Annotated in this window: 20 protein-coding genes; 6 read left to right on the plus strand and 14 right to left on the minus strand. The window is 44.1% G+C overall.

The features are described from left to right. Positions 1 to 77: 77 nt before the first annotated feature. Entirely contained in the window at positions 78 to 4,859 is a 4,782-nt protein-coding gene (locus SORDD05_RS06105) for an endo-beta-N-acetylglucosaminidase (protein ID WP_061417972.1), read from the minus strand. 341 nt (positions 4,860 to 5,200) lie between these two features. Here SORDD05_RS06105 and SORDD05_RS06110 point away from each other — a divergent pair, with 341 nt between their 5' ends. Beyond that, positions 5,201 to 6,832 (plus strand): Na/Pi cotransporter family protein, encoded by a 1,632-nt coding sequence (locus SORDD05_RS06110; protein WP_061417975.1) that lies wholly within the window; start codon positions 5,201 to 5,203, stop codon positions 6,830 to 6,832. Between the two features lie 95 nt (positions 6,833 to 6,927). On the opposite strand, the gene SORDD05_RS06115 is transcribed toward SORDD05_RS06110, so the two are convergent. Then, positions 6,928 to 7,224, minus strand: coding sequence for a bacteriocin immunity family protein (locus SORDD05_RS06115; protein WP_061417978.1), 297 nt, complete (start codon positions 7,222 to 7,224; stop codon positions 6,928 to 6,930). 22 nt (positions 7,225 to 7,246) lie between these two features. Then, positions 7,247 to 8,311: a glutamyl aminopeptidase gene (pepA, locus tag SORDD05_RS06120; protein ID WP_061417981.1), complete on the minus strand. Its 1,065-nt coding sequence runs from the start codon at positions 8,309 to 8,311 to the stop codon at positions 7,247 to 7,249. 233 nt (positions 8,312 to 8,544) lie between these two features. Between pepA and SORDD05_RS06125 the strand changes: the two genes are divergently transcribed. The 4 genes from SORDD05_RS06125 to SORDD05_RS06140 all read left to right on the plus strand — a co-directional run bounded on the left by SORDD05_RS06125 (position 8,545) and on the right by SORDD05_RS06140 (position 12,265). Then, entirely contained in the window at positions 8,545 to 9,504 is a 960-nt protein-coding gene (locus SORDD05_RS06125; RefSeq protein WP_061417985.1) for an ABC transporter permease, read from the plus strand. Next, the gene (locus SORDD05_RS06130; RefSeq protein WP_061417988.1) at positions 9,494 to 10,450 is read left to right on the plus strand and encodes an iron chelate uptake ABC transporter family permease subunit; all 957 of its coding nucleotides are present in this window, start codon (positions 9,494 to 9,496) and stop codon (positions 10,448 to 10,450) included. Before SORDD05_RS06125 ends, SORDD05_RS06130 begins: the two co-directional genes overlap by 11 nt. Beyond that, positions 10,447 to 11,199, plus strand: coding sequence for an iron ABC transporter ATP-binding protein (locus SORDD05_RS06135; protein WP_061417991.1), 753 nt, complete (start codon positions 10,447 to 10,449; stop codon positions 11,197 to 11,199). The genes SORDD05_RS06130 and SORDD05_RS06135 overlap by 4 nt, the downstream gene beginning before the upstream one ends. A 100-nt stretch (positions 11,200 to 11,299) precedes the next feature. Then, complete coding sequence (locus tag SORDD05_RS06140) at positions 11,300 to 12,265, plus strand: siderophore ABC transporter substrate-binding protein (RefSeq protein WP_061417994.1); 966 nt, start codon at positions 11,300 to 11,302, stop codon at positions 12,263 to 12,265. A gap of 31 nt (positions 12,266 to 12,296) precedes the next feature. Here the strand turns inward: SORDD05_RS06140 and yidD are convergent, their stop codons facing one another. The 10 genes from yidD to SORDD05_RS06190 all read right to left on the minus strand — a co-directional run bounded on the left by yidD (position 12,297) and on the right by SORDD05_RS06190 (position 18,462). Next, the gene (gene yidD, locus SORDD05_RS06145) at positions 12,297 to 12,539 is read right to left on the minus strand and encodes a membrane protein insertion efficiency factor YidD (protein WP_061417997.1); all 243 of its coding nucleotides are present in this window, start codon (positions 12,537 to 12,539) and stop codon (positions 12,297 to 12,299) included. Next, a complete protein-coding gene (locus tag SORDD05_RS06150; protein ID WP_001222230.1) occupies positions 12,539 to 13,261 on the minus strand; it encodes a pseudouridine synthase in 723 nt (240 codons plus the stop codon). Before SORDD05_RS06150 ends, yidD begins: the two co-directional genes overlap by 1 nt. Beyond that, on the minus strand, positions 13,248 to 13,817 hold the full coding sequence (gene scpB / locus SORDD05_RS06155; protein ID WP_061418000.1) for an SMC-Scp complex subunit ScpB: 570 nt from the start codon (positions 13,815 to 13,817) through the stop codon (positions 13,248 to 13,250). Before scpB ends, SORDD05_RS06150 begins: the two co-directional genes overlap by 14 nt. An 18-nt stretch (positions 13,818 to 13,835) precedes the next feature. Next, entirely contained in the window at positions 13,836 to 14,564 is a 729-nt protein-coding gene (locus tag SORDD05_RS06160) for a segregation/condensation protein A (RefSeq protein WP_049550437.1), read from the minus strand. Then, positions 14,564 to 15,298 carry a site-specific tyrosine recombinase XerD gene (gene xerD, locus SORDD05_RS06165; protein WP_330997262.1) on the minus strand — a complete coding sequence of 245 codons (735 nt, stop codon included), beginning with the start codon at positions 15,296 to 15,298 and terminating at the stop codon, positions 14,564 to 14,566. The genes SORDD05_RS06160 and xerD overlap by 1 nt, the downstream gene beginning before the upstream one ends. Further along, the gene (gene cbpB / locus SORDD05_RS06170) at positions 15,295 to 15,756 is read right to left on the minus strand and encodes a cyclic-di-AMP-binding protein CbpB (RefSeq protein WP_000560694.1); all 462 of its coding nucleotides are present in this window, start codon (positions 15,754 to 15,756) and stop codon (positions 15,295 to 15,297) included. The genes xerD and cbpB overlap by 4 nt, the downstream gene beginning before the upstream one ends. Then, positions 15,753 to 16,274, minus strand: a complete 522-nt coding sequence (locus tag SORDD05_RS06175; protein WP_001118939.1) for a metallophosphoesterase — start codon at positions 16,272 to 16,274, stop codon at positions 15,753 to 15,755. The genes cbpB and SORDD05_RS06175 overlap by 4 nt, the downstream gene beginning before the upstream one ends. After that, a complete protein-coding gene (locus SORDD05_RS06180; RefSeq protein WP_419579802.1) occupies positions 16,250 to 17,260 on the minus strand; it encodes a nucleoside-triphosphate diphosphatase in 1,011 nt (336 codons plus the stop codon). The genes SORDD05_RS06175 and SORDD05_RS06180 overlap by 25 nt, the downstream gene beginning before the upstream one ends. Next, on the minus strand, positions 17,218 to 18,012 hold the full coding sequence (gene racE, locus SORDD05_RS06185; protein WP_000370379.1) for a glutamate racemase: 795 nt from the start codon (positions 18,010 to 18,012) through the stop codon (positions 17,218 to 17,220). The genes SORDD05_RS06180 and racE overlap by 43 nt, the downstream gene beginning before the upstream one ends. 204 nt (positions 18,013 to 18,216) lie before the next feature. After that, positions 18,217 to 18,462, minus strand: a complete 246-nt coding sequence (locus tag SORDD05_RS06190; protein ID WP_000364980.1) for a YneF family protein — start codon at positions 18,460 to 18,462, stop codon at positions 18,217 to 18,219. Positions 18,463 to 18,794: 332 nt separating this feature from the next. Here SORDD05_RS06190 and SORDD05_RS09865 point away from each other — a divergent pair, with 332 nt between their 5' ends. Next, on the plus strand, positions 18,795 to 23,903 hold the full coding sequence (locus SORDD05_RS09865) for an SIALI-17 repeat-containing surface protein (protein ID WP_081102464.1): 5,109 nt from the start codon (positions 18,795 to 18,797) through the stop codon (positions 23,901 to 23,903). A 67-nt stretch (positions 23,904 to 23,970) separates the two neighbouring features. Here the strand turns inward: SORDD05_RS09865 and mraY are convergent, their stop codons facing one another. Then, positions 23,971 to 24,951 (minus strand): phospho-N-acetylmuramoyl-pentapeptide-transferase, encoded by a 981-nt coding sequence (mraY, locus tag SORDD05_RS06200; RefSeq protein ID WP_061418009.1) that lies wholly within the window; start codon positions 24,949 to 24,951, stop codon positions 23,971 to 23,973.

Raw genomic sequence — 24,951 nt, forward strand, 5'->3', positions numbered from 1 at the left:
GAAGCAACAACTATTTTTAGCTGTTGCTTCTTGAAACGATTTCTTTCTAATCTCAGCTTAAGAAATACTATCTATTCTTAGTCTTCTCTCTTTTTCAAAGCTACAAGTCCATAGCCACTCATCACTCCGAGAAGCCCCAGAGCTACAAGACTGGCATCTGTTTCTACTCCTGTATTTGGCAGTTGTTTGCTTGCTACTTCACCTTTGACAGGCACTTCTGCAGTTGGAGCATTGGTACTTGGTGTAGCTGGAAGTCCCTTTTGCTCTTTAGAGAGGGTATCAGCATGAGGTTTATCTGGACTTGGCGCCACTTCTTTTGTTCCAACTTCTGTGATTTCTGGAATAGCTTCCTTGAGAACTTCAGTTGAACGAAGGGTGCGTTTGCCTTGGACATCTACTTCTACTAGACGACGAATTTGTCCTTCTTCTCCTTTTTGGACAAGTTGACGTTGACCTTTTAGAAGGCTTGCATTTGGTCGCTCTTGACGTTCGAAGTCCACTGTATCCTCTTCAATTTCTAGTTTCGGAATTTCTAAAACTAGGTCTTTTACTCCCCCAGCCGGTTGGTTGCTTGATAGAACTTTTGTTCCAACTTCTGTGATTTCTGGGATAGCTTCCTTAAGAACTTCAGTTGAACGAAGGGTGCGTTTGCCTTGGGCATCTACTTCTACTAGACGACGAATTTGCCCTTCTTCTCCTTTTTGGACAAGTTGACGTTGACCTTTAAGAAGATCCACATTTTGTCTTTCTTGACGTTCAAAGGCTGTTGTTTCTGTTTCAATAACCAGTTCAGGCAATGCCTCTACTGTTGGCACCACTTCATTAGGATCCATGCTGCCAACGTGGTGACTTTCTTCTGCAGGAGCTAGTTTCTTATTCAGCTTTTCTTTCATGTCCACAAAAGCTTGTGGAGTTGGATTTTGTAGAGCTAACAAAGCTTCAGCTTGGGCAATCAACTCATCTTGAGAATCTTTTTCACGGACGGATTCGAGCAAGCCTTCCAATTCTTCTCTAGCAGTTTGATAACGTTGATTTCCATCCAAGTCCGCTCCAGCTTGTTTCAATTCATTCAAGGCTTTGTTGACTTCTTCCTGACTGGCATCATGGTTTTCAGCAACAGCTTTCGCAGCATTGAGCTTCTCTACTAACGCTTCTTGTTTGTCCTCACTTGAGAAGGTGTAGGCAAGGGTTGACTGACGGCCTTTGGCAGCAGTGATTTCTTGTTTGAGGTACTCATCATTGACAGCTGCTTTTGGAGAAACCAAAACATCAAACTCAGCGGTGTGCCCCTTGTAATGCAAGGTCAAGGTCTGACGACCAGTCTTTTGAGCATCGTAGCCTGTAATTTCAACACCTTGATCAGTAAAGCTGTGAGCCTCTTCTGTCTCATCATCATAGAGAACTCCAAAGCGACCTTCTGCAAGATCCAGTTGATCTCCAACTAGATAGTCTGTTTTTGGTTTCTGAGTAATATACAAGCCTGCTACTTCTTTTGGTTTTCCTTCATCTTGGCCAGTCACTTGTACGTTTAAATCACCAGTAACTGGAAGTCCAAGGTAGCTGACTGTGAGCTTCTGTTCCCCTTTTTGATGAGCGTCGTATCCAGATACAGTCACACCTGAGTGGGTGAGGTTAATCAGCTCGTCGGCTTGTCCCCCTTCATATTGAACACGGAGTGTTCCGCCTCTGAGGTCGAGTTTTTCTCCCTCTTTATAAACCGCCTTCTTAGGTCCTTTTTCAAGGCTGACAGATTTAATTTTTCTTTCATCCTGTGGAATCGCTACAGCCAAAGTGTTACTGATTTCTTTGCCAGGTAGTTGGGTACGATAGTAGAGGAGATTTGGTTGCTTGTTAAAGGCTAATGGTGCTGTTACCAGGTCCCCACCAGTTTCAGTCTTCAAGGTTGCAATTGGTGTTTGTGAATCCGCCTTGTCGTAAACGGTGATGGTTGCACCTGCCGGAACATCAGAGAAGCCTAGTTGAACTTGATGGTTTCCAAGTGAACGAGCCGCTACCTTAGCCATTGGAATATTTTGACTTTCTGTGTCCAAGGTTTCGTACATCTTCCAGTTGTAGATACGAATGGCCTTCCAAGGTGTTCCGTTATCAGATGTAATGACATGCAAACGCCAGTCTTGGGCGGTGATTGGTTTATCAAGAGTGATATCCGTAACGTGCGCTTTATTACCACGGACTTCCTTAGCTAGTTTCCACTCGCCATCAGTATCCTTGTAATAAAGATCAAAGTCCTTGGTGTTCATCAAACCATCGTTAACAGACTCACCGCCAGCTCCCGCATGATCCATCACCCATCTAACAACACGACGTGGTTGGGTCAAGCGAATATCCACACTACCGCTCAACTGAGCTGAAGACCACTTATCTGACAAGCTAGTAATGGTACCGTTCAACATACCTTCGATACCTTCTCCACCTTCAGTATTTGGGAAAGTGCTATCAATAACAGTCGCCCCTGGAACAATATTTTCAGCCAAAGGTCTAGGAAGACTGGTATCTTGAACAGTCATCCCCCAGTTAAAGGATGTCGTCGCAACTTCAGAGCGGAGGCCATTTTTACCAACTGCAACGACCTTCAATTCTTGAGTCGTACCAGTCGCATTAGCAGAACGGCTAACTTTTGGCAAGTAGATAGTGGAAGCAGATGATCCTGTCAATAAACGCCAGTTATCTCCATCTTTTTCGTAAACTTCATAGAAATCGGCATCCTTGTTACCCGCAAACTGGATAACTGCTTCAGCTTCTTGGGCGTTTTTAAGTGATTGTTTCACAACAGAAAGACCCGTCGGCGCTTGTGGTGTTTGGTGATTGTCTGAAATTGTTAATTGACCTAAATTGAACTGATAATTTTTTACAGCTCCTTCATGCTCGAAGAAGAGTTTGACTGCATAGATGGTTTTACCTGCTAGTGAGCTGAGGTCAAATTCTTCATTTGTCCAATCGTCAGATCGCGTAAGTTCCTTCCATGCATTTGCATCATCAAATTTATAGTCTGGAGTCGTAGAGAAGGCCATATAAACTTTAGAGCCTTTTCCTCCCTTGTGGGCAACACGGAGTTTGGTTTTCTCAGTCACTTCTAGTTTAGTAGAATACAAATTCACATCCTGGTCTGTCTTGCCAGCTACATCACCTGAGAATTTAAGTGAGTTACCGCCATTATAAGCATCTGTAAAGTCATATTCTGCACGAAGTTTTTCACCTGTCGAAGTCTGCCACCAGCGCCATGTTGGCAAGACACCTGAAACCGAACGGTAGTTCCACTCAGAATCCTTAGAAACTTTGCCGTCAACAAACCATTTTCTACCGTGCCCTGTATTAAAAGAGGTAGTGAAGGTGCGTCCTACTGCTGGTGTACGATCAGCAACTAAATTGGCAATCCCATACCACTCTTTGTCCGCTGGTTTTTGAGCCGTTGGATCTCCTTGGTAACCTGTAAAGAAGATGTCTTCGTTCTTGTGGTAGTCTTCGCCTGTTTTTCCTAGACTGGTAATCGTATCTGGTGCAAAGAGTCCAAGTGACAAACGCAACTTGCCTTTTTCATCTAAGAGGGCATCCCATTTGACTTTGGTCTTATAAGAACCACCTTGTTGCAATTCCAAACCGGCAAAGACATCATATTGGCTACGCTCTAGCCATTTAGCCATCTCTACTGAGTGGTCATTCTTTTCTTTGTTCCAGTTGAAGTTGGCAAAGAATTGATCTGCAGGAACCTTGTCGCCTTCTTTTTGCATGAACTGGTAGTTGTAATCACCTAGACCATCTTCGTGGTAACGACCGTATTTGTAGGTCATGGCATCGTACCAAGCATACTTGATTGGGTGATTGACTTTAGCTGCGTATTCTTTTGTATAGAGCATGAATTGGCGCATCTTTTCACCAAGAGGTTCTACCAATTCACCCGTTGTTTCCTGGTTGATGAAATAACCATCAAATCCGTAATACTTAGCAAGATCGACAAGTTTTCGTGCAATAGGGAAGGTACCATCTGCATCTTGTTTCAAAGCAGCGGCAAATTTCTCTTGGTCGGCAATGCTGTTTGACCAGTTGAAGAAGAGTGTTCCATAAACGGGAACTCCGTTGCGGTGACCGGCATCAATGACATCTGGAGTTGGAACTAGACCTTCCCAGAAGACCATTGAATCCAAGTATTGCCAGTAGTCAAAGGCGTAGGCCTTGAATTCTTCTCCACCAACAGAAGCGTGGTCTTTAGCTTTCGAGTTGGTATTTGCTAGCGCTTGAACCTTGGCTCTTCTGCTTGCTTTTTCATTAACCAACTGACCTCTGTGGCGCTTGGCAAGTTCAACTGAGGAACGGTTGATGGGATCGTCCTCACGCGCACCCGGTTCCCATTTCAGCAAATCTTCCCATGTATCAAATTTGATTTCTTTGGGCCGGAGACTCTTTTCTTCATTTTTAGGAACGTCTGCTAGACTTGGTTTATCGGCTTTCTTCTCAGCTATTTGAGGAGCTTCCTCTGATTTGACGCCTTCTTTATCAGATAATGGAGCTGTTTCTTCAACTTTTTCTGTTGGAGCTGGCTTCGCTTCTTCTTTTTCATTAACCAAATCCGTTATTGCTGGAGTGTTTTCTGAAATTGGTTGCTCAGCTACTTTATTCTCTGTTTCCGATAATTGTTTTTCGATAGCTGTGGTATCTGGATTAGTTGATTCACTAGCACTTGTCGCTTGAGCACTCGTATTAGTAGCTGGATCAGGGACTGTAACCTGTTCGGCAAGAGCTGGGCTCGCAAATAGAGCTGAACCAATCATCAAGGAACAAGCCCCGATTGACAACTTACGAATACTGTAACGGCAACGTTTTTCAAAAAATAGATCTTTCATCTTATCCTCCTAATAAAATATAAAGTAAGCGCTTCACTCTTTTGATAAAAAGTAACTGTTCTCAGTGCACACCACCAGAACAGGATCATCTTCATTCTACCTCATGTGAAAACGTTGTCAATCCGTTTGATAAAAAAACTATAACTAGGATAAAAAACAGTTTAATTTGGATATAATCCTTGCAGACATTTATACTTGAGGTAAGAACTCTATTTAAGGAAGAAATTTAAAAAAGTTAGCGATTTCTTACTAAAATATCAAGAAAACACTTGTGGGATTTCCTATTATCCTTTAAAATAGAATAGGAGAAATTCCGCGATTATTTTTCGGAGGAAAAAGAAATGTCCATTAATTGGCAGGAAATTTTATTTCACTTTTTAGGAGGTCTAGGACTGTTTTTATACAGCATTAAGACCATGGGAGACGGTTTGCAACAAGCTGCTGGAGATCGCCTTCGTTTTTACATTGACAAGTACACCAGCAATCCCTTTTTAGGCGTTCTAGTCGGAATCGTCGTGACCGCCCTGATTCAGTCAAGTACAGGAGTTACAGTTATCACGGTTGGGCTGGTTAGCGCTAGTCTTCTAACTCTTAGACAGGCTATCGGAATTATCATGGGAGCTAATATTGGAACCACTGTTACTTCCTTTATCATCGGTTTCAAACTGGGTGAGTATGCTTTACCCTTGATTTTCCTTGGAACCATGTTCCTCTTCTTTACAAAAAATAGAACCGCAAACAATATCGGACGCATCCTATTTGGTGTTGGGGGAATCTTCTACGCCCTCAACCTCATCAGTGCCGGTATGAGTCCGCTTAAAGATTTACCACAATTCAAGGAATATATGGTGACCTTGGGACAAAATCCTATTTTAGGAGTAGTAGCTGGTGCGGTGATTACCGTCCTCATCCAGGCTTCCTCGGCTACAATCGGGATTTTGCAAGGCCTCTATGCAGGTGGGTTCCTTGACCTTAAAGGTTCACTACCAGTTCTTTTCGGAGATAATATCGGGACAACCCTAACAGTTATCATTGCGGCAGCTGGAGCCAATGTCTCTGCGAAACGCGTTGCAGCAACCCACGTTACCTTTAACGTTTTAGGGACTATTCTTTGCTTAATCTTATTAGGCCCCTTTACTGCTATGATCGAGTACTTCCAGGCACTCCTTCACCTCTCACCTGAGATGACCATTGCCTTCTCTCACGGTGCCTTTAACGTAAGTAACACCATTGTACAATTTCCGTTCATCGGAGCCTTGGCCTACTTTGTAACCAAGCTCATCCCTGGTGAAGACGAGGTTGTCAAGTACGAGCCCCTTTATCTCGACGAACAACTTATCCAGCAATCTCCTTCTATCGCTCTCGGAAATGCCAAAAAAGAACTTTTACATTTGGGGAACTATGCAGCTAAAGCTTTTGACCTTTCTTATACCTATATCATCGGTTTAGATGAAAAGGTAGCTGAAAAAGGGCACAAGACAGAGGAAGCTATCAACACCATCGATGAAAAACTCACTCGTTACCTCATCAGACTCTCAAGCGAATCCTTGAGTCAAAAGGAAAGCGAAGTCTTGACTAACATCCTTGATTCATCTCGTGATTTGGAACGGATTGGGGACCACGCAGAAGGGTTGCTCAACCTAACAGACTACCTCCAACGCAAAAATGTTCTTTTCTCTGAAGCAGCTTTGGAGGAGTTAGCTGAGATTTATGAAGCAACAACTGCATTTATCAAAGATGCCCTTGATAGTGTGGAAAACAATGATATTGAAAAAGCTCAGAGTCTGATTGAACGCCATAAAGAAATCAACAATATGGAACGCGTTCTCAGAAAGACCCACATCAAACGCCTTAACAAGGGTGAGTGTTCTACACAAGCCGGGGTCAACTTTATCGACATCATTTCCCACTACACTCGTGTGTCTGACCATGCTATGAACCTAGCTGAAAAGGTCATCGCTGAACAGATTTAATAGGTAAGAAGCCACCTTTACTTAGGTGGTTTTTTCGTCTCCTCATTAAGAATTTCTTTTGGAGCATAAAAAAAATACTTTGATTCACAGTGGAATCAAAGCATTTTAAAGAGTTCTCCAAACATGATAGCAGAAACTGCAGTGCCCCTGTACTTGGCCTCTTCTTTTTTGATAAAGCGCGCCAAGTTGATCAATTCAGGTGCTGGGTGTTTGGGATTAGTGAGCAATTCACGATTGACAAGTCCTGAGAGTCGGACTGCTAGTAATTGCTCATTTGTAGTAGGTAGTTTTTTAGCAGTCTCTAGGAGAGCAGCAACTAAATCTTCACTCAAGCCCTGACGAGCATGATTATAGAGTTCTCTTATAAGGCTTTCTAGGTTTGGTTCTACCATCTCCTGACCACCTCCCTTATATTTAATAATTTTTAATCAAATCAACCGTTGAACGATCCAATTTTTTCACCAGAGCTTGCAAGAAGGCTTGAGCTTCAATAAAGTCATCCATAGCATAAAGTGTTTGATGTGAATGGATATAACGAGCGCAGACCCCGATGGTTGTAGATGGGACACCGCCATTTTTCAGATGAGCTGCCCCAGCGTCTGTTCCGCCTTTTCCACAGTAATATTGGTACTTGATACCTGCTTCTTCAGCCGTTGTCAAAAGGAAATCCTTCATACCTGGGAGGAGCAAATGGCCTGGATCGTAGAAGCGAATCAAGGTTCCATCCCCAATCTTGCCTTGGCCACCATAAACATCACCAGCAGGTGAGCAGTCAACTGCGAGGAAGACTTCTGGGTCAAACTTAGTTGTAGAAGTATGAGCGCCACGGAGACCAACTTCTTCTTGGACGTTGGAACCAAGATAGAGTTCATTTCCCAGTTTTTGGCCTGACAAAGCTTCTGCAAGCTCGCTTACCATGAGAACACCGTAGCGGTTGTCCCAAGCTTTAGAGATGATATTTTTTTCATTGGCTGTCAAGATAGCAGAGCTATCAGGGACAATGGTATCACCAGGACGGATGCCAAAACTTTCTGCTTCAGCCTTGTCCGCAAAACCACCATCAAAAACAATATCTGAAATAGCTGGCATGGTTGGTCCACCTGTTCCACGAGTCAAATGTGGAGGAACAGAACCTGAAATCACAGGGATTTCACGACCGCCACGAGTAAAGAGTTTAAAGCGTTGGCTGCTAACGACCATAGGGTTCCAGCCACCGATTTCAACCACACGGAAGGTTCCGTCTGGCTTAATCTCGCTGACCATAAAACCAACTTCATCCATGTGAGAAGCAACTAAGACGCGTGGTGCATCCGCAACTTCTGAATGTTTAATACCGAAAACACCACCCAAGCCATCTGTCACCACTTCATCCACGTGCGGTGTCAACTTATCACGAAGATAGGCACGGACAGGTGCTTCATGACCTGAGATCGCAGCAAGTTCTGTTACTTCTTTGATTTTTGAAAATAATGTTGTCATTTCAGTTCCTTCTTTCTTTCATCCATTTTACCACTTTTTATAGGAGAAGGATAGAGGGAAAGTAGATTGTTTTTTACTCTGTTTTCCGATAAAAGAAAGGGGCAGATGTTATTTCAGGAATTTTTCTATCACTTTACATTAAATTGTCAGAACATTTATTGACAGATTAAAAAAATCGTGTTACATTATCTCCAAGGGTATTTTTATACCAAATCTACATGAAAGGACGGGGTATGAAACTCTCTCATATTTTAACAGGCTTACTTCTACTCCTAGTCTTTCTCTCCATCACCATTGGAACCAGTGATTTTTCTTGGGAAAAATTCTTTGCTTTTGACCAACAGACCTGGCTTCTCTTTCAAGAGTCGCGTCTTCCAAGAACCATCAGTATTCTCCTTGCAGCCTCTAGTATGAGCATGGCAGGACTCCTCATGCAGACCATTACTCAAAATCAGTTTGCTGCTCCGAGTACAGTCGGAACGACAGAAGCCGCCAAACTGGGAATGGTGTTGAGCCTCTTTGTCTTTCCGTCTGCTAGTCTGACCCAAAAGATGCTCTTTGCTTTTGGCTCATCCATCTTATTTACCCTCTTCTTCCTAGCCTTTATGACTATTTTTTCTGTAAAGGAAAGGTGGATGTTGCCCTTAATTGGGATCATCTATAGTGGGATTATCGGTTCTATCACAGAAGTTATCGCCTATCGTTTCAATCTGGTTCAGAGTATGACGGCCTGGACCCAGGGCTCCTTCTCCATGATTCAGACCCATCAGTATGAGTGGCTCTTCTTAGGCCTCATTATCCTGATAGCCGTTTGGAAATTATCCCAAACCTTTACCATCATGAATCTGGGTAAGGAAACCAGTGAGAGTTTGGGGATTTCTTACTCCCTACTTGAAAAGCTGGCCCTCTTTCTAGTGGCGCTAACGACAAGTGTCACCATGATTACCGTGGGTGCCTTGCCATTTCTCGGGGTCATCGTTCCCAATCTCGTCCGCAAGCGCTATGGAGATAATCTGGGCCAAACCAAACTCATCGTCGCTCTGGTCGGCGCCAATCTGGTTCTGGCCTGCGACATCCTCTCTCGAATCTTGATTCGGCCCTATGAGCTGTCTGTCAGTCTCCTTCTAGGAATCATCGGTAGCCTCGCCTTTATCCTACTTCTATGGAGAGGGGGACGAAAAGATGCAGTTTAAAAGCAAACATACCAAACTCTTCTGCCTTCTCATTATTCTGGCCATCGGGGCTTGTCTCCTCTACTTTTGGCCCTTCACCCATCTGTCTGCCTTTGCCTGGAAGTTGCGTTCCCAAAAGATGGTTGTTTATCTCTTGGTAGCCATCGCGACAGGGATTTCGACCATCAGTTTTCAAACCCTGACGGAAAATCGTTTCCTGACACCTAGTATTTTGGGAATCGAATCCTTCTATGTTCTGCTTCAGACCCTACTACTGATATTTGAAAGCAAATTTCTACAGCTTGGAAAGTCTCCAATCTTAGAATTCCTAGTCTTGCTTCTGCTTCAATCCCTCTTCTTTCTCGCCTTACAAGGTTACTTGAAGACGCTGATGAAGCAAGATCTGGTCTTCATTCTGCTGATCTGTCTAGCCCTCGGAAGTCTCTTTCGAAATATCAGTACCTTCCTACAAGTTCTGATGGATCCAAATGAATACGATAAACTGCAGAACAGTCTCTTTGCCTCCTTTCAGCATCTCAACACTTCCATCCTAGCTATCGGTTCTCTGATCATCCTTGCCTTGACAATCTTTTTCTTTCGAAAAGCAGTCGTTCTGGATGTATTGCACCTGCAAAGAGAAACGTCTCAGATACTGGGACTCGATGTTGAAAAAGAACAGAGGGAACTCCTCTGGGGCATCGTGCTTTTGACCTCAACAGCCACTGCCTTGGTAGGGCCTATGGCCTTCTTCGGCTTTATGCTGGCCAATCTTACCTACCTGATTGTCAAAGATTATCGGCACAAGTTGCTCTTTATCGTAGCCATTCTGATTGGATTTATTAGCTTGACCTTGGGGCAAGCCCTTATTGAACGAGTCTTTGCACTGGAAATTCGCATCAGCATGATCATCGAGAGTGTGGGTGGCTTCTTATTCTTTATCTTACTTTATAGGAGGGCACGTCGGTGAAACTAGAAAACATTGACAAATCCATTCAAAAACAGGATATTTTGCAAGACATTACCCTTGAAGTCAGTCCTCATAAACTTACAGCCTTCATTGGTCCAAATGGTGCTGGAAAATCAACTCTCCTCTCCATTATGAGCAGACTGACCAAGAAGGATCAAGGAATCCTCAGTATCAAAGGTCGTGAAATTGAAAGTTGGAATTCGCAAGAACTAGCCAAAGAACTGACTATCCTAAAGCAGAAGATCAATTACCAAGCCAAATTGACTGTAGAAGAACTGGTCAGCTTTGGACGTTTTCCCTACAGTCGAGGTAGACTCAGAACAGAAGACTGGGAAAAAATCCGAGAAACTCTGGACTATCTGGAACTGACCAACTTAAAAGACCGCTACATCGATAGTCTGTCTGGTGGACAGCTCCAACGTGTTTTTATCGCTATGGTACTAGCCCAGGATACAGACTTTATCTTGCTGGACGAACCGCTCAACAATCTCGATATCAAGCAAAGTGTCAGCATGATGCAGATTCTTCGGCGACTGGTGGAGGAACTAGGGAAGACCATTATCATCGTTCTCCACGATATCAACATGGCCAGCCAGTATGCGGATGAAATTGTTGCCTTCAAGGACGGTCAAGTCTTTTGCAAGGGAACGACTGCTCAAATCATGCAGGCTGACCTGCTCAGTCAACTTTATGAGATTCCCATCACGCTGGCTGATATCAATGGCAAAAAAATCTGTATCTATAGCTAGTAACTCAGAAACTCGAGTTAGAGAACCCTCTGTCTCTTAGCTAACAAGCCTATCTAAGAGCCCCCCCTACATCGTTATCACATTTTAAAAAGGAGAAATCATGAAAACATCCCTTAAACTTTATCTCACTGCCCTAGCGGCTAGCTTCTTGCTCTTACTTGGTGCATGTAGTACAACTAAAACTACGAAGCAAACAGAGACAAGCAGTTCTGCTCAAACAGAAGTAACTATCAAAAGTTCACTAGACGACGTCAAACTTTCAAAAGTTCCTGAAAAGATTGTTACCTTTGACCTTGGTGCTGCGGATACTATTCGTGCTCTTGGATTTGAAAAAAATATCGTCGGAATGCCTACAAAAACTGTTCCTACTTACCTAAAAGATCTTGCAGGAAATGTCAACAATGTGGGTTCTATGGTTGAGCCAGACCTAGAAGCCATCGCTGCTCTTGAACCGGATTTGATTATTGCTTCTCCACGTACACAAAAATTCGTAGACAAATTCAAAGAAATCGCTCCAACAGTCCTCTTCCAAGCAAGCAAGGACGACTACTGGACTTCAACTAAAACCAACATCCAATCACTAGCTGCTGCCTTCGGTGAGACAGGTACACAGAAAGCCAAGGAAGAATTGGCCAACCTAGACAAGAGCATCCAAGAAGTTGCTACTAAAAATGAAAGTTCTGACAAAAAAGCCCTTGCTATCCTCCTCAATGAAGGAAAAATGGCTGCCTTTGGTGCCCAATCTCGTTTCTCTTTCTTGTACCAAACCTTGAAATTCAAACCAACTGATACTCAATTTGAAGACTCTCGCCACGGACAGGAAGTCAGCTTTGAAAGTGTGAAAGAAATCAACCCTGACATCCTCTTTGTCATCAACCGTACCCTTGCCATCGGTGGGGACAACTCTAGCAACGATGGCGTCCTAGAAAATGCCCTTATCGCTGAAACTCCTGCCGCTAAAAATGGTAAAATCATCCAACTAACACCAGACCTCTGGTACCTAAGCGGAGGCGGACTTGAATCAACTAAACTCATGATCGAAGACGCTCAAAAAGCTTTGAAATAAGCAAGAAAACCCAACATCAAATGATGTTGGGTTATTTTTCTTCTTGATTTCGTTTGAGAGAAAAGTGGTCTGGGACAAGGTCCTTGCCTGTTTTCGACCAAGGGTGGCAACGCAAAACCCGAGCCAAGCCCATCAAAACACCCTTGAAGCCATGCTTTTCAATGGCTTGAATCATGTAGTTGGAACAAGTCGGCTCAAAGCGACAAGAAGGTGGAAAGGCTGGTGAGATAAAACGTTGGTAAAAGCGTACAGGCGCTATTAAGATTCGTTTCATTATTTCTTGGTTACAGCCATAGTGTGTAGTTGGCTGATTTCTTTTTTATTAAGGCGACGGGATTCTCCTGGACGAAGACCTGTCAAGTCTAAGTGTCCAAAACGTGTCCGAGACAACTTATCCACTTGAAGACCGACGGCTTCAAACATCTTTTTAACCTGATGATTACGCCCTTCATGGATGGTCAACTGTACCACTGAGCGGTTTTTGACTGGATCCACTTTGAGAATCTCATAGACAGCTGGCTTGGTTTTCTTGCCATCAATCTCAAGACCACGGGTCAAGGGGCGGAGATTTTCTTTGTTGGCCACACCTTTAACACGCGCGACATAGACCTTGTCAATCTCATTACGGGGGTGAATCATCTCATCTGTAAAATCACCATCATTGGTCAAAATCAAGACACCGGATGTATCCCAGTCCAAACGCCCCACAGGGTAAATACGCTCTTTCACATTGGGCAAGAGATCGACAACTGTCTTGCGGCCCTTGTCATCTGTCACACTGGAAATCACACCGCGTGGTTTGTTGAGCAGGTAGTAGACCTTTTCTTCGTTATAGATAGGTTGACCTTCAACTTCGACCTTATCGCCAGACTTGATGGTGGTTGCGAGTTCACGTACTACCTGTCCGTTGACGGTTACCAAGCCTTGCTTGATCAACTCTTCTGCTTTTCTCCTACTGGCCACACCTGCGTGGGCAATATATTTATTGATTCTCATCTTCTTCTATCCTTTCACCAAATAATTGGCTTTCTTGGGCTTGAATCTCAAGCTCATCAATCACTGGCAGTTCTTCCAAATGGTTAATCCCCATGTAATCTAGGAAATAATCCGTAGTCACATAGAGATTAGGGCGGCCCAAAACTTCTTTTTTTCCATCTTCTCTTATTAATTCAAAAGCTTGTAGCTTAGCTAGAGCTCCACTAGAATTGACCCCACGAATAGCATCAATCTCAATTCGGGTAATCGGTTGCTTGTAGGCAATGATGGACAAGGTCTCAAGGGCAGCCCGAGACAAACTCTGGTTGATAGGCGCCTTGGAGTATTCCTTCAAAATCTCTGCAAATTGAGGCTTGGTGACCAATCTGTAAGCTCCACCTGTCTCAATCAAAGCCAAACTGGAATCTGGGTCATTTTCATACTTATGGGCTAATTTTTCTAAACTCTGTTGGATGCCTGTCGGGGGAAGTGAGAGGAGTTCAGCCAACTGACGAACCCGAATCCCATCTTCACCTGCCACAAACAAGAGCGCTTCTATTTCTGCTAAAGTACTCATCTTTCCTCTCTATCAAGTCTAGCTTTGTGCCTCTTGACTTTCTTCCTTCTTTTCCATAAGATAGATATCTCCGAAACTCTCCTCTTGCACGAGGATCAGTTCCTGAGTTTTGATTAACTCTAGGGTTGCCAAAAAGAGGGTAATGACCTCTTGTACATTCTGGGCTTCCTTGAACAAATCCTGCAAGCGCAACTGGTCTCGTCCAGACAAGGACTCTTTTACGATGACCATCATGTCCTCAATCTTATACTCATCTCGCAGGATAGTCGTGTGATTTTGTGCGAACTCCTCTTTTTTCTTGGCTAGGATATTTGAAAAAGCCAAAAAGAGGTCAATGGTCGTCTTGTCATGCACAAGCTCCGCATCTTCGTAAATCAACTCTGTCGGCGCTTTGGAATAGTACTGGGCCCGATCTTGGTGCTTAGCCTCCAAGTGCTCACCCAAGAGCTTGAACTTGCGGTATTCTTCGATTTGAGAGAGAAGGTCCTGCTCCAGATCATCCTCCAAGTCTGTCACTTCTGCTACCTTTGGCAAGAGCTTGCGACTCTTGATCAGCATGAGCTGACTAGCCATGACCATATACTCGCCCGTCACTTCCAGACGCATGGCCTGCAGGGTTGAGACATAGGCTAGATACTGTTCGATAACTTCTGTAATGGGCACATCGTAGATATCCATCTGGTACTTTGAGACTAGGTGCAAGAGCAGGTCCAGGGGCCCTTCAAAATCTTTTAATTTAATATCCATTATCTATATTTTTCTAAGGTCAGGACTGTTTTTAATCCTAATTTTTTTGCAATTTCGTACAAATCGACCTTCTTTTCTATCTGTCTTAGAATGAACTGTTCTCGCAAGGCTTGGGCTGATAGGGTTGGGAAACCTTTCTCCTTAACAAAGGACTCCAGCTGACGAAAGGCCCACTGACGAGAATAGGCTTTCCCTCCCCTTTCAAAGAGATAGGTCTGCCCCATCAAGGGTTCCAATTCTGGAAGCAAGGTCGTGGGAATGGTGACAATCCTCTGTTGGGAAGCCTTGTTAATTCGCAACACCTGAAAATCCAGATTGATATCTGCAACCTTAAGGGCTAAAATCTCACTTGGTAAGAGCCCTATTTCCAAGATAAGAAGCGCCAGCAAACGTCCTTCTGGATGATTACTTTCCTGCCAAAAAGAGTCTAGGTCTAGAATCTCTGGCTTTTCAGTCTTCTTTTCAGCTTGTTTGGCTAATTCCAGACGGTAAAAACTGTCCACTTCTTCTTTTCGATAGAGAAAGTAGAGAAATTGGTTACAGGCCGAAAGTTTTCGCTTCTGGGCGCTGATTTTTAGATTGGCTAGCTGGGCTTGGTAAATCTTGAGACTGGTCTCAGAGATCCGTTCCCCTACCATGTCTAAAAACTGTTCCAGATCATATCTATAGGACTGCTTGGAATTGGCAGACAAACCCTGCTTTCCCTCTAAAAAGTCTGAAATCCTATCTCTCATTTGCATCGAATCTCATATTCCTTACTAAAGTCATGCAAGAGGGCATTAACGGCCTTGAGGATAGACTTGCGCGTGATGATTCCTTGAAAAATCCCTTCATCATCTACCACTGGCAAGAAGGGTTCATCCACCAGTTTATGGAGGACCTCTGTGATGTTATAGTCTGGAGCGACAACTGCCACATCTGTCTTAGTCATATTGACGATGTCTGTCTTTGCCATCTGTTCATCTGTCAAACCTTGCTCCATTTGATAAGCCAAAATGTCTCTCAGCCCAATGGTTCCAACAAAGCGTTTGTCAAAGGTCACAACAGGGATACGGGTATAAGTGATTTGGCTCAACACTAAAATCGCATGGTCAGCATTATGGGTATCAATCAAAGCTGCTAGATTCTCAGCAGGGGTAAGAAAAGTCTCTTCCTGCTCCAATAAAAATGCTTCAAATTCCTTGGCAATCATCGAGCAAACTCCTTGGACAAGCCTGGATAAACCTCATGGTCACGTGTCAAAAAGTCTACTTTGAAATAGCTATCATCAATCTCCACTCGAGCATAGAGACATTCTCTAATGGTTCCTCGTGGTTGGCTGATGGATCCTGGATTTAAAAAGAGTGTTTTGCCTTCCATCCAAGCATTTGGCACATGCAAGTGACCATAGAGACAGATATCGGCATCTTCTTCCTGAGCCCAGTAGTCCAACTTTTGAAAGTTGAAATTGATATCAAACAAGTGTCCATGCGTCTGGATGATCTTGGTCGGACCAAGTTGAGTCACCAAACGTTCTGGGTAGCCAGCATAAAAATCCATGTTGCCTTTGACGACATGGATGCCTTCCCAAAGCGGAGAGTCTGGACGGAGTTCTGAGTCACCATCGTGAAAAATGGCATCAACTTTCCCCAGATAGCGGTCACGAATTTCTTCCACAATCAAGCTATCGCCATGGGAATCACTCATTACAATGATGGTTTGCTTTGCCATGATGGAAATACCTCCAAAAGTTTCTTAACGGCTAAGGCACGGTGGGATTGGCTATTTTTTTCTTCAAGGGTTAATTCAGCTGAGGATTTGCCTGTCTCTCCCACAAGGAAAAGAGGATCATAACCAAAACCATTTTCACCCTTGGGTTCAAAGTTGATATAACCTGGCCAGTCAGCTTCAACAACCAAGCTTTCCTTGTTTGGACTGGCTACAACTAGAGTTGTGTGGAATTGAGCCGAACGGTCCTTGAGATCAAAGACCATGGCCAATTCGTGCAAGAGTTTGGCGTTGTTTTCACGATCAGTCGCTTCCACACCTGCAAAACGGGCTGACCAGACACCTGGCAAGCCACCGAGGACATCGACTTTGAGACCTGAGTCGTCTGCCAAAACCATCTTGCCAGTTAATTTGGAAATGGTTTCTGCCTTGAGGCGGGCATTTTCTTCAAAGGTCATGCCTGTTTCAGCTACTTCAGGCAGGTCAGGATAGTCATTGAGATTTTCCACGTCGTAGCCTAGTTTGTCAAAGATGGCTCGGAACTCCTTGGTCTTGCCTTCGTTACGAGTCGCAATCAACAAGGTTTCCCTAACCTTACTAGTTTCAAAGAAGGCTTCTACATCAACACCTTCTTTAGGCAATTCTACATGCAAAAGCTTTCCATTTTCAACCAAGAGCAGGGCTCCCTGACGTTGGATGACTTCCAAGTTACGTCCTGCTTCTGCATTTAAAATCTCGACGATAAAAGAGAGCAGACGAAAGTTAGAAGACCAGCGCATCACCGTTATCGTAATTGGAAAGCCATTTTCCTCATCACGAAAAATCCGCGCCAAATCCATAAAATCAAGATTAAGCGGATCTTTGATGAGACTGTAGATGCCTCCATAGACGTCCCAGACACCGACATACCAGTCCTGGTCGTCCTTATATTCATAAATTTTGTTTGTCATAATGTTACATGCTCCACATGAATCTCTTTTTCCAGCCATTCTGCTCCAATCTGGGCAAAACTTTGGCTATTGGCTGTTGTGTAAAAACGATGTTGAAGAGGTCCAGCATCTCGGCTACGATTGATTTCAAAATAGTTCAGTAAAACCGAGATATCCCGCACACACTCTGCCCCACTATCGATGAGCTGAACCTTAGGTCCCATGACATTTTGGATGATGGGGCGAAGGAGCGGATAATGGGTACAACCCAAAATCAGGCTATCCACTTTTCCGACCAAGGGACGCAGAGTTTCATAAACCACTTTCTTGGTCACACTGGTTGATAGGGCACCAGACTCCACCAAGGGGGCAAACTTGGGACAGGCCAAACTCTCCACCTGTAAGTCCGGATCCAGATCATGAATTTTTTGACGGTAGATGTCTGATTGGACCGTCATGGGTGTTCCAATCACTCCGATTTTCCCACCTTGACTGGACTTGATGGCTGCCGAAGCTCCTGGTAAAATCACACCTAGGACAGGAATGTCTAGTTGAGCCTTGATTTCTTCCCAGACGACCGCAGTCGCAGTATTACAAGCAATGACAATCATCTTGACATCCTTGGTCAAGAGAAAGTTGACCAACTGCCAAGTATATTCACGAATTTGCTCAGCAGGACGGGGGCCATAAGGCGCCCGCGCCGAATCTCCAATATAGACGATTTCTTCATGAGGAAGCTGGCGCATGAGCTCACGAACAACGGTCAAGCCCCCGACACCCGAATCCAAAAAACCAATTGGTCGATTATCCATACAGTCTTCTTTCTAGTTTTTTTCTGATTGATAGTTCATCATGATTTCTTGTCCTGAACGAACTGACAGACAGCTTGATAGAATGTCAACTGCCTCTCTCTTAATCATAATCAAATATCAATAGAATGCAAGGAAAAAGTCCTATCCTTGAGAACTATTGAACATAGTGAGAAGTCTGGAACTTTCATCCCAGACTTTTCCTATTTATTTCTTTTTATTGTTAGCAAGAGCTGCTTTTTGTTGGCGGATGATTTGGTGGTAAACTTGTTGTACCTTAGCTTCGCTTGGTTTTTGTCCATTTGCGCTCAAGAGAGCACGAACTGCCTCAGCGTTCAAACGTGGGTTGTCCGCAAATTCTTTTTCGATTTGCTTACGCACCAAATACATACCTCCAAGAGCTCCTCCTAGAAAAGCTAGCACAATCAAGATAATTGCTAAAAGTAAATCCATTCTTTTTCTCCTGTTTCTTTTTGAATCTTCTATATTATACCACAAAGTGGCTTTCCTGACTAGTTTGTTTTACGCTTTCAGGGAGGGGGGGAAGCTAATTCTAAGCTAGTCTTAAAATCAGATTGAACTATGAAATTACGAATAATTCCACCCTTTCCTCTCTTTCTTCTACTTTTTTAAGAAAAAACAACAACAAATATGTCTCTTGCAGAAAACCTCTTGACAAATGCTAGATGACCAGTAGAATGGGAGGTGAGGAGATAAACAGAAACAAATTAAAAGGAACTGCTTTATAAAATGTAAGCGATTTCGAATAAACGAAGGAGGGTTTTATGAAAAAACACTTTTGGGAGAAATCCTGTCGCTATAGCATCCGCAAGCTGACGGTTGGGACTGCTTCTGTTTTACTGGGGGCTATTTTTCTAGTCAACCACACTGTAGCCGCAGACAGTGTGGAGGTCAAGCAAACTGAACAGACCTCTGTCGAAGCTATCACTAAGCCTGATAGTGAACCCAAAACAGCTGAAGCTACTGAAACTACAAATCCGTCTCTAGCAGAAAGTCCAGTAGTTTCCGAAAGCAAGCCAGCTGAGGAGACTCCGAAGACAAATAGTCAAGCTAGTGAAGAAGCCATTGTAGAAGCTAAAGAAAATAAGGAACCTGAAAAAGCAGATCAGCCCGTGATAAAGCAAGAAAACTATCAACTCAACTACGATCAGCCAACAGCTCCCTCCTATGACGGATGGGAAAAGCAAGCCCTTCCTGTCGGAAACGGAGAGATGGGAGCCAAGGTATTTGGCCTAATTGGCGAAGAGAGAATCCAGTACAACGAAAAGACCCTCTGGTCAGGAGGACCACAACCCGATAGCACCGACTATAACGGAGGAAACTACAAGGATCGCTACAAGGTCTTAGCAGAGATACGTAAAGCCCTCGAAGCTGGTGACCGCCAAAAAGCTAAACAGCTCGCTGAACAAAATCTAGTTGGACCAAACAACGCCCAGTATGGACGTTACCTAGCCTTTGGAGATATCTTTATGGTCTTTAATAACCAGAAGAAAGGACTAGATACTGTAACTGATTATCACCGTAATCTGGATATCACAGAAGCCACTACGACCACTTCTTACACCCAAGATGGGACGACCTTCAAACGCGAAACTTTCTCCAGCTATCCTGATGATGTCACTGTGACCCACTTGACCAAAAAAGGAAACAAGACACTTGACTTTACCCTTTGGAATAGCTTGACAGAAGATTTACTTGCTAACGGTGAATATTCTTGGGAATACTCGAAGTATAAACAGGGGGTAGTCACTACTGACTCCAATGGTATTTTACTCAAGGGTACTGTCAAAGATAATGGTCTAAAATTCGCCTCCTATCTTGGAATCAAGACAGACGGACAAGTTACTGCCCAAGATGGCTACTTGACTGTCACTGGAGCCAGCTATGCAACCCTTTTACTCAGTGCCAAGACCAATTTTGCTCAAAATCCAAAAACCAACTATCGTAAGGATATTGATCTAGAAAAAACTGTCAAATCGATCATCGAATCTGCCAAGGCAAAAGATTATGAAACTCTAAAAAATAATCATATCAAGGACTATCAAAGTCTCTTTAACCGCGTCAAACTAAATCTAGGCGGAAACAAGACTGCTCAAACGACAAAAGAGGCCCTTCAAGGCTATAATCCAGAAAAAGGGCAAAAATTGGAAGAACTCTTCTTCCAATATGGCCGATATCTACTCATCAGTTCGTCTCGTGATCGGACAGATGCCCTTCCTGCAAACCTACAAGGAGTCTGGAATGCTGTAGACAATCCACCTTGGAACGCTGACTACCACCTCAATGTCAATTTGCAAATGAACTATTGGCCAGCCTACATGAGCAACCTTGCTGAAACAGCCAAGCCAATGATCAATTACATTGACGATATGCGTTACTATGGCCGTATCGCTGCTAAGGAATACGCTGGTATCGAATCCAAAGACGGACAAGAAAATGGCTGGCTGGTCCACACCCAGGCGACACCATTTGGCTGGACTACTCCAGGCTGGAATTACTATTGGGGTTGGTCTCCAGCTGCTAATGCTTGGATGATGCAGAACGTCTATGACTATTATAAATTTACCAAGGATGAGACCTATCTCAAAGAAAAGATCTATCCTATGTTGAAAGAGACTGCTAAGTTCTGGAACTCCTTCTTGCACTATGACCAGGCCAGTGACCGTTGGGTGTCTTCTCCATCCTACTCACCAGAACACGGAACCATCACCATCGGAAACACCTTTGACCAATCGCTAGTCTGGCAGCTATTCCACGACTACATGGAAGTCGCCAACCATCTGAATGTCGACAAAGACTTAGTCACAGAGATCAAGGCTAAATTTGACAAACTCAAACCGCTTCACATCAACAAAGAGGGACGCATCAAGGAATGGTACGAGGAGGACAGTCCGCAATTCACCAATGAAGGGATTGAAAATCATCACCGCCACGTTTCCCATCTAGTTGGTCTCTTCCCAGGTACGCTCTTTAGCAAGGACCAGGCTGAATATCTAGAAGCTGCGCGTGCTACCTTGAACCACCGTGGAGATGGTGGTACGGGTTGGTCTAAGGCCAATAAAATCAACCTCTGGGCTCGTTTGTTGGACGGTAACCGTGCCCATCGCTTGCTCGCTGAACAGCTCAAGTATTCAACCCTAGAAAACCTTTGGGATACCCACGCGCCTTTCCAAATTGATGGCAACTTTGGAGCAACCAGTGGGATGGCAGAAATGCTTCTCCAATCACACACTGGCTACATTGCACCATTGCCAGCCCTTCCAGATGCATGGAAAGACGGTCAAGTTTCTGGCTTGGTTGCTCGAGGTAACTTTGAAGTCAGCATGAAGTGGAAAGATAAGAACTTGCAAAGCTTGTCCTTCCTTTCAAATGTCGGCGGAGACCTGGTTGTAGACTATCCAAACATCGAAGCCAGTCAGATCAAGGTCAATGGCAAGCCAGTCAAGGCAACGATTCTCAAAAACAATCGCATCCAACTGGCAACACAAAAAGGTGACGTCATTACCTTTGAACACTTCCCTGGTCGTGTAACCAGTCTAACAGCAGTTCGACAAAATGGAGTCACTGCCGAACTCACTTTCAATCAGATAGAAGGCGCTACCCACTATGTCATCCAAAGACAAGTGAAAGACGAAACTGGCCAAACTTCTGCGACCAGAGAATTTGTAACCAATCAAACCCACTTTATTGACCGATCACTCAATCCTCAACATGCCTATACCTATACCGTCAAGGCTATGCTAGGCGAGCTTGCCACACAAGTGTCTGAGCAGGCCACTGTCGAAACATACAGCGAGTTGATGGATGACCGAGATAGCCGTATCCAGTACGGAGCTGCCTTTGGAAACTGGGCAGACTCAGAATTGTTTGGAGGAACAGAGAAATTTGCTGACCTTTCAAAAGGAGACTACTCAGACAAAGACGTGACTGCTACTATTCCTTTCACTGGTGTTGGTATCGAAATCTATGGACTGAAATCGTCTGAACTAGGCCTTGCCACTGCTAAAATTGATGGTAAAGAGGTCGGAGAGCTTGACTTCCATACTGCTGGGGCAACTGAAAAAGGTAGTCTCATTGGTCGCTTCGCAGGATTGTCTGACGGACCTCATACATTGACTCTTAGTGTTAAACGTGAGCACAAAGGACGTGGTAGTGAGCGCTCGAAAATTTCATTAGACTACTTCAAGATTCTAGCAGGAGCAGGTAACACGATTGAAAAAATAGATGATCGTGATTCGCGCATCCAATATGGTTCCCAGTTTAAGGACTGGTCTGACCCTGAACTCTACGGTGGTACGGAAAAATACGCTGACATCAACAACAGCGACTCTAGTGCAGCTTCAGAAGCTCAGGCAACTATTTCCTTTACTGGTACAGGCATTCGTATCTATGGCTTGAAAACTACCGAGCTAGGTAAAGCGCTTGTGACACTAGATGGCAAAGAAATGCCAAGTCTAGACTTTTATACGTCAGGTGCAACTGAAAAGAGGGCCTTTATTGGCGAATTTACAAATCTTACTGACGGTCCGCACACTCTGACATTACGTGTTGACCCAGATTCCCCAGAAGGGCGCAAGAAAATTTCTCTAGACTCCTTTGATATCATCAAAGCCCCTGCTGTTGGTCTAGATAGTCCGAGCATCGCGCCTCTTAAGGAAAATGACAAAACCATTTCCTTAAGCCTACCAGCTGGAGATTGGGAAGCCATCGCAGTGACCTTCCCAGGTGTCAAAGATCCTCTAGTCTTACGCAAGGTGGATGAAACGCATCTGGTTACAAGTGGAGATCAGACCGTGCTATCAGTCCAAGACAATCAAGTTCAAATCCCAATCCCTGATGCCACTGATCGACAAGCCGGAAAAGCGATAGAAGCATATGCTATTCAAGGAACTACCACTAGCAGTCCTGTCGTAGCCGTCTTTACTAAAAAGGACGAGAAGCAGCCAACTACAAGCAAGGGGGACGAACCAGCTCCTACTGTTGAAAAACCTGAATACACCGATCCTATCGGAACCGCAGGGCAAGAAGAGCCACCTATAGTAGAAATTCCGGAGTATACCGACCCTATCGGAACTGCTGGGCAAGAAGAGCCACCTACTGTTGAAATTCCAGAATATACCAAACCTATCGGAACAGCGGGACAAGAAGAGTCTCCTACTGTAGAAAAGCCCGAATACACCCAACCTATCGGAACAGCAGGTCAAGAGGAAGCTCCTACTGTTGAAAAACCTGAGTACACTGACCCTATCGGAACTAGTGGAGTTCAGGCCGCTCCAACCCTCATCCGACCTGAGTATCAGCTACGCACCTTGAAAGATAAAAAGACGGGTGTCGAAATTATCGGTGGAGTTGCCGACTTAGAAGGAATTTCTCACATCTCTAGCCGACGTGTCCTAGCTCAGGAACTCTTTGGCAAGACCTATGATGCTTACGACCTACAACTTAAAAATCCAACCGATCATAGCCTGCAGCCAAAAGGCTCTGTTCTGGTTCGCTTGCCTATTTCAGCTAGCGTAGAAAATATCTACTACATCACTCCGACCAAGGAGTTACAAGCCCTTAATTTCACCGTTCGAGAAGGAAAGGCAGAATTCATCACTAGTCATTTCAGTACCTATGCTATCGTCTATCAAGCTATTGGAACAACCTCTAACACAGAGGAAAAACCAAGTACTTCAGATACAGAAATCTTGGCACACGAGACTGAACAACTTTCAGCTAGTTCTAACCTTGCTAAAACTGGGAATCATTCTCCTAAAGAAGAACTTCCAGCAACAGGAGAAACGTCCAACCCACTCCTCTTTTTAGCAGGCCTCAGCCTAGCCCTCACAGCCACTTTTATGTTAAAAGGAAGAAAGGATGACTCTAACTAACCTTTAAGCACACAAAAACAGGATGAAGAACAACTTCATCCTGTTTTTGTGTGCTTAAAGGTTATTATTACAGCAGGTATAAAACAGCTAGGGTCAAGAGACTTGCTAGAAGCCCAACTCCCCAAAAGAAGAAATCAACCTTCCACTCGCTCCAGGGATTTCCCTTACCTGAAAATCCTCCAAGCTCAAAATGGTGATGCACAGGAGTCATACGAAAAATTCGTTTTCCACCACTAAGTTTGAAATAGGTAACCTGCATCATAACAGAGCTTGTCTCAAAGACATAGATAATCCCAATCAACAAGAGCGTCCATTCTTGGTGGAGAGCCATAGAAATAGCTGCTAGCATTCCACCCAGAGCCAAACTTCCCACATCTCCCATGAAAACCTTGGCAGGCTTGTGGTTAAAGACAAAGAAGCCTAACAAACCACCAATCATGGCAAGAATCACAAGCAGGATATCCAGCTGGTTTTGCACATAAGCAATAACACCATACGCAGACAAACTGATGACCACTGATATGCTGGCTAAACCATCAATTCCATCTGTTAAGTTCACCGCATTGGAAAAACCGACCAGCCAGAAAAGGGCAAAGAAAATATAGAAAATACCCAGATGTACTTGGTAGCCAAAGACTGAAAGCATGTCGCCACCACGCTCATAAAAGAGGTAGAAAATCACTCCTCCAAGCAGCTGGAGAGCAAGCTTTTGCTTGGGATTCAAGCCTTCGTTGATCTTGCGAAAGACCTTGAGAAAATCATCCAAAAAGCCTACCAAGCCATATAAAACTAAGATAAACAAAATCATGCCAACATTGTTGGTCAATTGTTGGCTAAAGAGAGCGACAAGGAAGCTCACCACTACTGCAACGATAAGAAAGACAAGCCCTCCCATGGTTGGAGTTCCAGCCTTTGCTTGATGCTGCTTGACATCCTCGTGCATCTGCTGTCCTGTAATCTGTGCTTTTCGATAAAATCGGATAAAGGCTGGAATGCCAATTAAGGTCAATAAAAAGGTCAGAATTCCAGCACTAATGGAACTAATCAT

It is taken from the genome of Streptococcus oralis (assembly GCF_001578705.1).
GTDB classification, from domain to species: Bacteria; Bacillota; Bacilli; order Lactobacillales; family Streptococcaceae; genus Streptococcus; species Streptococcus oralis_J.